This is a genomic window from Allomesorhizobium camelthorni, assembly GCF_011045125.1.
GTDB classification, from domain to species: domain Bacteria; phylum Pseudomonadota; class Alphaproteobacteria; order Rhizobiales; family Rhizobiaceae; genus Allomesorhizobium; species Allomesorhizobium camelthorni.
In genome coordinates this window covers 1-8,333 of the sequence record NZ_JAAKZF010000140.1, presented here as the reverse complement: position 1 = coordinate 8,333, position 8,333 = coordinate 1, and the positions used below count along the sequence as shown (strand labels likewise).

Below are 8,333 nucleotides of genomic sequence, written 5' to 3'. Positions count from 1 at the left end.
TAGAAGGGGGGGAGCAAACCATTCACGGGGGTGAAGGCAATGCTCCAGATAATGATACTCGTCTGCTCGGTGAACGTTTCTCCGGCGGACTGCCAGCTTGAAACAGCGCTCGACGTGATCAGCGGCCCGCAGACCCAGAGCGTGGTCGCCTGCGGACTTCAGGGCCAGTCGCTGATTGCGGCGACGTCGATCGCCAGGCGCGGACCCGACGAATACATCAAGATCAAGTGCTCCCGGGTCGTGAAGACGGCGCAGAAATCCTGAGCTTGCGGGGCGCCTCACTTCGAGGTGGGACACGTCCAGCACATCCTTCGACATTGCCACGCCCGGTTTTCGCCGTCCGCGAGATGAGATGAGGCTTGGCAATCACAGCGCCCCCGTTGCAGGCGATAGCATTCGCGTTGAACCATGGCTGACGCCAAGCTCAAGAAACTGCGGGCGCATTGGCGTGTCTATTCTAAAAAGACGCGTGCTTTGGTACCGTGCTATTATTCGGGCGTTGGATTACGGCGAGCGGTACCTGGACAATGGCTGGACTGGGTGAAAAGATTGCGCGTCAGCAACGCACCATGGGACCATTGCTGGTCGCAGCGGTGCTCATCGGCCTCATAGGCCTGCCTGTCGCAGCCTGGCTCGACCTCCGAGATTTGTCGGAACGGATGCTGCGTACGCAAGTCAGCGAGATCAGCCGGATCATCGACGACATGCGCGGATTCTACGGCAGCGACGTCGTGGGACGCGTGCTGCAAGCAGGCGACGCAGTGACCGCGACGCACAATTACCGGGAGGTGCCAGGCGCTATTCCTATCCCAGCGACCCTCTCGATCGAACTCGGCAAGCGCATCAGCGCTTATGACGGGTCCGTCAAATATCGGTTCGTCTCGGACCTGCCTTTCAAAGGCCGCGAGCCTCACCAACTGGACGAATTCGAGCGGAATGCCATCTCTGCTTTTCGCGCCAACCTGCGTGAGCCCATCATCGAAGCCTCGGGTTCGCTGTTTAACCGGCATGTCCGGGCGGCGGCTCCTGTCGTCATGGGACAAGTCTGCGTGGCGTGCCACAATTCGCACCCCGACAGCCCCAAGATGGACTGGAACGAAGGGGACGTCCGTGGGATCCAGGAGATATCAATCGCCCAGCCCATCGCGGCGAACGTCCTCTCCTTCAAGTATCTGCTCCTTTATTTCGGCTTCGCGGCGGCGGCGGGCCTGACTTTCATTCTCCTGCAACGTCGCCAGTCCGCCTTGGTTCAAGGCATGAACAAGGAGCTTGCCGAGGCAAACGACTTTCTGGCCGCAATTTCATTGAAGATCGCCAAATACCTCTCGCCTCAAATCTACAAAAGCATCTTCAGCGGCCAGAAGGACGTCACCATCGCGACCGAGCGCAAGAAGCTCACGATCTTCTTCTCCGACGTCAAGGACTTCACCGCGATCGTGGAACGGCTCCAGCCCGAGGATCTGACGGTCCTCCTCAATGAGTATTTCACCGAGATGTCGACCATCGCGCTCAAACACGGCGCCACGGTCGACAAGTTCATAGGCGACGCACTTCTCGTGTTCTTCGGAGATCCCGAGACACAGGGCGTCGAGGAAGACGCGCGAGCCTGCCTGCGCATGGCTGTCGACATGCAGCGCCGGCTGGAACAGTTGAACAGGGTATGGCGCGACCGCGGCGTTGAACAGCCGTTCCGGGCTCGCATGGGCATCAATACGGGCTACTGCAATGTCGGGAATTTCGGTTCCGACGATCGGATGGACTACACGATAATCGGAGCCGAAGCCAACCTGGCGGCTCGTCTGCAGTCGATTGCCAATCCTGGCGGTATCTGCCTCAGCTATGAGACTTACGCGCTCGTGCGCGACCTTGTACGGGCGCGTCCGTTGGCGCCGATAGCCATGAAGGGTATCAGCCGCGAGGTTGTTCCTTACGAAGTCGATGGCCTCCTTGGCGAATTGGCGCAACGCCCTCAGGTGATCAGCGAGCACGCGACCGGCCTCGACCTTTTCCTCGACGTTGAGGCAATCGACGAGAACGGGATCGAGCGGGCAAAAAAACGTCTTTCGGAGGCGCTCTCGGCTTTAACCGCTCGAAGCAAGCCCGCCACTCTTTAGATGCGAGATCTCGTCGACGCGGTTTGCGCCGTTCAGCGATGTGTCGCCGGCCTCGTTCACACTCTCACACCCCGCGCCACCAGCCGCGCCAGCGCCGGCCCGAACAGCAGAACGAACAGGAAGCGCGCGGTTTGCGCGCAGGTGAAGATGATCGATCAGCCGGCCTCGATGAAGTTCCATGGCGTGTCTCCTCGCATCGCCGAACAACAGCGCCGGCGCGAAAAGGTTTCACGCTAAGGTCAGCGGCGTCTAGCCGCCGAACCTCGGCCAGAAAAAGCCGGCGCGCGCCTTATAGGCTTCATAGTCGCCGGCCAGCGCGGTGCCCGAGAATTTCTTCTCCTCGGCGAGCGCGGCCGTGACGTAGATCGCCGCAAAAATAGCGACCGGCAGGATCGTCCAGGCCGACCATGCGGCAATCGCCCAGCCAGACCAGAACAGGAGATAGGACGTGTAGAAGGGATGCCGGAGATACCGATAGGGCCCGCCGGTGAGGATCCCGTGCGGATTTTCAGGATCGAAGGCAAACCGCAGTCGCGCCTTGCGCGAAGCCGATATCGCCGCCCAGAACAAGGCGGCGCCGGCCAACTGGATGCAGAGCCCGGCTACCTGTGCGGCGGCCGACTGGTGCTGGCTCCAGACGAGATAGAGAAAGAACATAGATGTCGCGGCGACGCCGGCGGAGATCACTTTTGCGCCCGCCGGCATTTTCGAAGACGCGAAGTGGCCGCGAAGCGACCAACTGTAGGACGCGATCACGAGAACGCTCACAGCCGAGATGACGAGATCTAAAACCAGCTGCATCGGGACCCTGACATGGAGAGATTCCCCGACGGTCAGGGTAGCTGCGGACGGCCGGCGATGGCAAGCGCAGGTTGCGGCGATAAACAGCTTGTTAACCACCATCGTACACCGCCCGTACAGCGCTTGCTGCGATGCTCGGCGACCATTCTGCGAGGCCGCCACAAATGCCTGTCGCCGACAAGACAATCCACACGCGCCACGCCGAAATCCGGCTCAGCGAGACATCAGGCCGGTCGCTACCGATCGTGATGCTGCACGGCTCGGGCAGCGCAAGGCAGGTCTTTGCGAAGCAGCTTTCCGGTCCGCTCGCCGAAATTCACCGGATGATCGCCATCGACCTTCCCGGCCACGGCGAATCCGGCGATGCCCTTGACCCATCGTCCGCGTACACGATCAGCGGCCTTGCCGCGGCGGTCGGCGATGTTCTCGACGAACTCGGCATCGGCCGGGCAATCGTCTATGGCTGGTCGCTCGGGGGACATGTCGCGATCGAGCTTATGGGTTCGCACCCGGCGGTCGCCGGCTTGATGCTGACTGGAACGCCGCCCGTTGCGCGTGGCCCGCTTGGTTCGTTGCGTGGCTTCCACACCCATTGGGACCTGCTGCTCGCCTCGAAGCGAAATTATTCCGAGCGCGACGTAGAGCGTTTCGCAAAACTTTGCTTCGGCGACAGCGGCGACCCCGCCTTCCTCGATATGATCCGCCGCGCCGACGGCCGCGTCCGCACCAACGTGTTCAGGAGCATGATGCTCGGCGCCGGCGCGGATCAGAAGCGGGCCGTCGAAAACGCGGATGTGCCCGTGGCGATGGTCAACGGCGCGGACGATCCGTTCGTCCGCCTGGGCTATATTGCGGGGCTTTCCTACCGAACCCTGTGGGACGGGCGCTGCCACATCATCGCGGGGGCGGGGCATGCGCCCTTCTCGACGGCGGCCGAAATCTTCAATCCGCTCCTGTTCCGCTTCGTGCGGCACGTAATGGAGCGCGAGTTCGAAAACCGGCGGCAGGAAAGGAATGCGGCCGGCGCCGCCTGAGGAGAATTTTCTCGCCCGCGCTTCAAGCGAAGGGTACGGCGGCGGTTCCAGGCGGCAGTTTTGCTTCGTCGTCCGGCTCGACATGGATGATGACGCGAACCGAAGGGATTTCCGCCGTCAGCGCATCCTCGATGCGGTCGCAGATGACATGGCTTTCGCCGACAGTCATGCCGGCGTCGACCACCAGATGGAACTCGATGAAGATGGCGCGGCCGGCGATGCGCGTCTTCAGGTCGTGCACCTCAAGCGCGCCTTTCGAGTTGGCCGAAATGATGTCGCGGATGCGCATATGTTCGTCAGTATCGACCGCGCGGTCCATCAGGCCCTGCACCGACGAGCCGATGACGTGCCAGCCCTGCCACAAGATGTTGAGCGCAACCACGACCGCGAGCGCCGGGTCGAGGATGGTCCAGCCGGTGGCGACGGCTCCGATGAGGCCGATGATCACGCCGAAAGAGGTGATGACGTCGGTCATGATGTGCTTGCCGTCGGCGACCAGCGCCGGCGACCTCCCGGCGCGGCCGGTTCGTATCAGCAGCGTGGCCCAGACGAGATTGATGACCGAGGCCGCGCCGTTCACCGCGAGCCCGGCCCAAGGCTGGTCGAGCACGACCGGCATCTGCCATGCCCGCCACACTTCGACGAGGATCAGGAGCGCGGCGACCACGATCAGCACGCCTTCGAGCACTGCGGAAAAATACTCGGCCTTGTGATGGCCGAAGGGGTGATCCTGGTCGGCGGGCGTGTGGCTGATCTGGATCGCCCAGTAAGCGGCGGTGGCCGCGATTACGTTGACGATCGATTCCAGCGCGTCGGAATAGAGCGCGACCGAGCCGGTCATGCGCCAGGCGGCGAATTTCAGGCCCATCACCAGGAAGGCGATAACGATCGACCAGAAGGCGAGGGCCGCGATCTTTTGCTTGGAGGTCACGACGCGTTTACTTAGCGCCATGCTTGGACATTTGATGGCTTAGGTAAGCCATAGTCATGGCCATAGCAGCAGTCCTCGCGCTAACGGTACGATGCTCTCCGTCTACCGCAAAATTGGCAACCACAGGAGTGCCCAGCTTCAGTACAATCGTATCGAGGAGGTCGGGAGCGCCAAGAACAATATACAACTTGACGCCTTCAACTGAGGTGGTGAACGCATTGTCGAGCCCCCGCCACTCAACCTCGTCGAATGTGTCAGAACCTGTCGGTGGCCATAGGTCCCCGGAAATATATGACTGAACCTTCCTGTCCAAAAATCTGCTTGGGTTACTTACGCTCAAGTCGTTCATAATTTCATCGAACGAAATTTTCTTCGGTCTGATATTCGAATTTTTCTTGTGTTCAGCGATCAGCATTTTCCGTTCAGTTTGGCGAATTGCTACACGATTGGCCCATCTGTGCATGCCAAACGAACGAAGAAACCGCTCAAATATCGACAACTGAAACTCCGACTTAGTTTCTAAGCCGCCTTTTCCTTCGCCTTCCTCGGCAGGTGGGCGACGATGTTCTCGATCATGCGCATGCCGGCGTTCTGGCCGAGCGTCATGATCGATTCGGGATGGAACTGCACTGCGGCCACCGGCTCCTTCTTGTGCTCGAAGGCCATGATGACGCCGTCCTCGGTCTCGGCGGTGACGAGGAAATCGTCCGGCAGCCGCACCGGGTCGGCGAAGATCGAGTGGTAGCGACCGACCGTGACCTCCTTCGGCAGGCCGGAGAAGATCACGCCGGGCTTCGAGACGCGGATGCGCGACGGCTTGCCGTGCATCGGGATGTGGAGCTGCCTGAGCTCCCCGCCATAGGCCTCGGCCAGCGCCTGCAAACCCAGGCAGACGCCGAAGATCGGCAGGTCGCGCGCGCGCGACTTCTTGATGGTCGCGGCGCAGTCGAAATCCTTGGGCAGGCCGGGGCCGGGCGAGAGCACGACGAGATCCGGCTTCAGACGATCGAAGACTTCGTCCGGGACCGGTGAACGTACCGTCGAGACGGTCGCGCCGGTCTGGCGGAAATAGTTCGCCAGCGTGTGGACGAACGAATCCTCGTGGTCGACGAGCAGTATGTTGACGCCGTCGCCGACCTTGGCAGTCTGGCGTTCTGCGGCGGCTGAATTGCCGGCCTTGGCGTCGCGAATGGCGGATAGCATGGCGGATGCCTTCAGTTCGGTTTCGGCTTCTTCTTCGTCCGGTACGCTGTCAAACAGCAATGTGGCGCCTGCGCGCACCTCGGCAATGCCGTCCTTGATGCGGATGGTCCTGAGCGTAAGGCCGGTGTTCAGGTCGCCGTTGAAATGCACCATGCCGATCGCCCCGCCATACCAGGCGCGCGGGCTCTTCTCGTTCTGCTCGATGAAGCGCATGGCCCAGAGTTTCGGCGCGCCGGTGACGGTGACCGCCCAGGCGTGGGAGAGAAACGCGTCGAAGGCGTCCATGCCTTCGCGCAGGCGGCCCTCTATATGGTCGACTGTGTGGATCAGCCGCGAATACATCTCGATCTGGCGGCGGCCGATGACGCGCACCGAGCCAGGCTCGCAGACCCGGCTCTTGTCGTTGCGGTCGACGTCCGAGCACATGGTTAGTTCGCTCTCGTCCTTCTTCGAGTTGAGCAGCTTCAATATCTGCTCCGAATCGGAGATTGCATCGTCGCCGCGCTTGATCGTTCCGGAGATCGGGCAGGTCTCGACCCGGCGGCCATTGACCCGAACGAACATTTCGGGCGAGGCGCCGATCAGATATTCGCCTTCGCCGAGATTGATGAAGAAGGAATAGGGCGAGGGGTTGATCAGCTTCAGCCGGCGCGAGATTTCCGAAGGCTGGGTTTCGCAGCGCTCGTAGAACATCTGGCCGGGCACGACCTCGAACAGGTCGCCGCGCCGGAAACTCTCCATCGCCCGCGTGACCAGCTTGGCATATTCGCCCGGCTCGTGGTCGCCGCGTGGCGGGATGCGGTCGGACGGCCGGAACGGCTCGGCTTCACTGTCGCGCGGCAGGTTCTCCGTGGAAAATCCGTCGCCGGAATAGTCGTAGCGGTCGTGCCAGGCTTTCGCCTGGTGATGGTCGACGACCAGGATTTCGTCGGGGAGGTAAAGCACCAGGTCGCGCTGGCTTTGCGCGCGCTCCAGCCTGTGCTCCACCGGGTCGAACTGGAAGGCGAGATCGTAGCCGAAAGCGCCGTAAAGGCCGAGATTGGCATCCTGGTCGGTCTTGAACAGCCCGGTGATGATGCGCAGCACGGTGAACACCGAGGGTACGCGGCTGCGTTCTTCCTCGGTGAAGACGCGGCCGGGTTCGGCCACCGTCAGCGCCAGGCGGCGCTTGCTGGTCTGGGTGAGGGCGACATCCTTCTCAGCCAGAAGGGCGCGCGCGATGACCGGCAGCAGCGCCTCGCCGCGGCTGTTCAGCGCCTCGATGCGCATGGCCCGTCCGCGCGCGGAAACGACCAGCGGCGGGTCGATGATGGCGGTGTCCCAGCGGGTGTAGCGGCCGGGATATTCGTAGTTGGAGGAAAAAACCGCGCCGCGCCGCGAATTCAGCCCGTCGATATAGGTCTCGATCGCGCCGGCATAGGCGGTGTCGTGGCGTTGCCTGGTAATGGCGATGCCGCCAGCGGTGATGAACCGTTCGGCGCCGTTTTCGAGAGTTTCGACAGACATTCCCCGTCTCCATAAGTCTTTCAAACGGACCCGGAACGCCTTTTCAAAAACAAATGGCCGCCCGGAAATTCCGTTGCGGCCACAAAGTTTTTCACGCGCACGCGCTCACCAGGCCGCTGTCAGCAGGCCCACCACCAGAGCATCGTGTTCGAAACCGAATTCATGGATTTTTCATAGCGGTGAACGGTGACCGGCGCAACTGGATTCGGTCGGCGGGTTTCAGTTCGAATTTCGGCTTGCGCCCCCCATGGCGGACGTTCCACGGAAGCAACGGATTGCGGCTATCCGGAAATAGCTTTGGAGAGGCGATTGGCGGGCCGCAAGGCGGTGCGCGCCGTCCTTAGAAACCGACTCAGGCGGGTTGGCTTAGCGAGCTTGCGTTCCAGCACTGCCGCCAGATCGGATCTCCCCCGATCGCGCAGCGGCAAAAGCAGATCGCGATAGCAACTCGCCTGATAGGCGTTTTCGATCTTGAGGTTCGTGAGGTCCTCGGCTCGGAGGTCGCGTCGAGGAAACGCAGCGGTGGCGTCCAGCTTCCCGAGCGCTATCAGGGTCAGCATCGTGCGGATGCACTTCTCGCATTGTCCGCAGTTTTCGCCGACGCTCTTCGGTGAAACACAGACGTTGACGTGCTTCAATCCCATCGGCCAATCAGCCACGATAGCCGTCTTGGCAAACCGTGACATCTCCAGCCCATGATGATCGATCGCCATATGGGCGCTGCTATAGAACGGGTCGAGCAGT

At 61.6% G+C, this 8,333-nt stretch carries 8 protein-coding genes; 3 read left to right on the top strand and 5 right to left on the bottom strand.

The annotated features are described in order from the left end of the window. Positions 1-39: 39 nt before the first annotated feature. Together G6N73_RS33430 and G6N73_RS33425 are read left to right on the top strand one after the other, a co-directional pair. Complete coding sequence (locus G6N73_RS33430) at positions 40-264, top strand: hypothetical protein (protein ID WP_206079235.1); 225 nt, start codon at positions 40-42, stop codon at positions 262-264. Between the two features lie 263 nt (positions 265-527). Then, positions 528-2,114: an adenylate/guanylate cyclase domain-containing protein gene (locus G6N73_RS33425; protein ID WP_206079234.1), complete on the top strand. Its 1,587-nt coding sequence runs from the start codon at positions 528-530 to the stop codon at positions 2,112-2,114. Between the two features lie 249 nt (positions 2,115-2,363). On the opposite strand, the gene G6N73_RS33420 is transcribed toward G6N73_RS33425, so the two are convergent. Beyond that, complete coding sequence (locus G6N73_RS33420) at positions 2,364-2,915, bottom strand: methyltransferase family protein (protein ID WP_165034193.1); 552 nt, start codon at positions 2,913-2,915, stop codon at positions 2,364-2,366. A gap of 164 nt (positions 2,916-3,079) precedes the next feature. Here G6N73_RS33420 and G6N73_RS33415 point away from each other — a divergent pair, with 164 nt between their 5' ends. Next, the gene (locus tag G6N73_RS33415) at positions 3,080-3,949 is read left to right on the top strand and encodes an alpha/beta fold hydrolase (protein WP_165034192.1); all 870 of its coding nucleotides are present in this window, start codon (positions 3,080-3,082) and stop codon (positions 3,947-3,949) included. Between the two features lie 22 nt (positions 3,950-3,971). Here the strand turns inward: G6N73_RS33415 and G6N73_RS33410 are convergent, their stop codons facing one another. The 4 genes from G6N73_RS33410 to G6N73_RS33395 form a co-directional block, all read right to left on the bottom strand. After that, a complete protein-coding gene (locus tag G6N73_RS33410; RefSeq protein WP_165034191.1) occupies positions 3,972-4,901 on the bottom strand; it encodes a cation diffusion facilitator family transporter in 930 nt (309 codons plus the stop codon). Further along, complete coding sequence (locus G6N73_RS33405; protein WP_165034190.1) at positions 4,888-5,379, bottom strand: hypothetical protein; 492 nt, start codon at positions 5,377-5,379, stop codon at positions 4,888-4,890. Before G6N73_RS33405 ends, G6N73_RS33410 begins: the two co-directional genes overlap by 14 nt. 20 nt (positions 5,380-5,399) lie before the next feature. After that, a complete protein-coding gene (locus G6N73_RS33400) occupies positions 5,400-7,589 on the bottom strand; it encodes an anthranilate synthase (RefSeq protein WP_165034189.1) in 2,190 nt (729 codons plus the stop codon). A gap of 281 nt (positions 7,590-7,870) precedes the next feature. Beyond that, on the bottom strand, positions 7,871-8,333 hold a 463-nt coding region (locus tag G6N73_RS33395; protein WP_206079233.1), incomplete at its 5' end, for a hypothetical protein.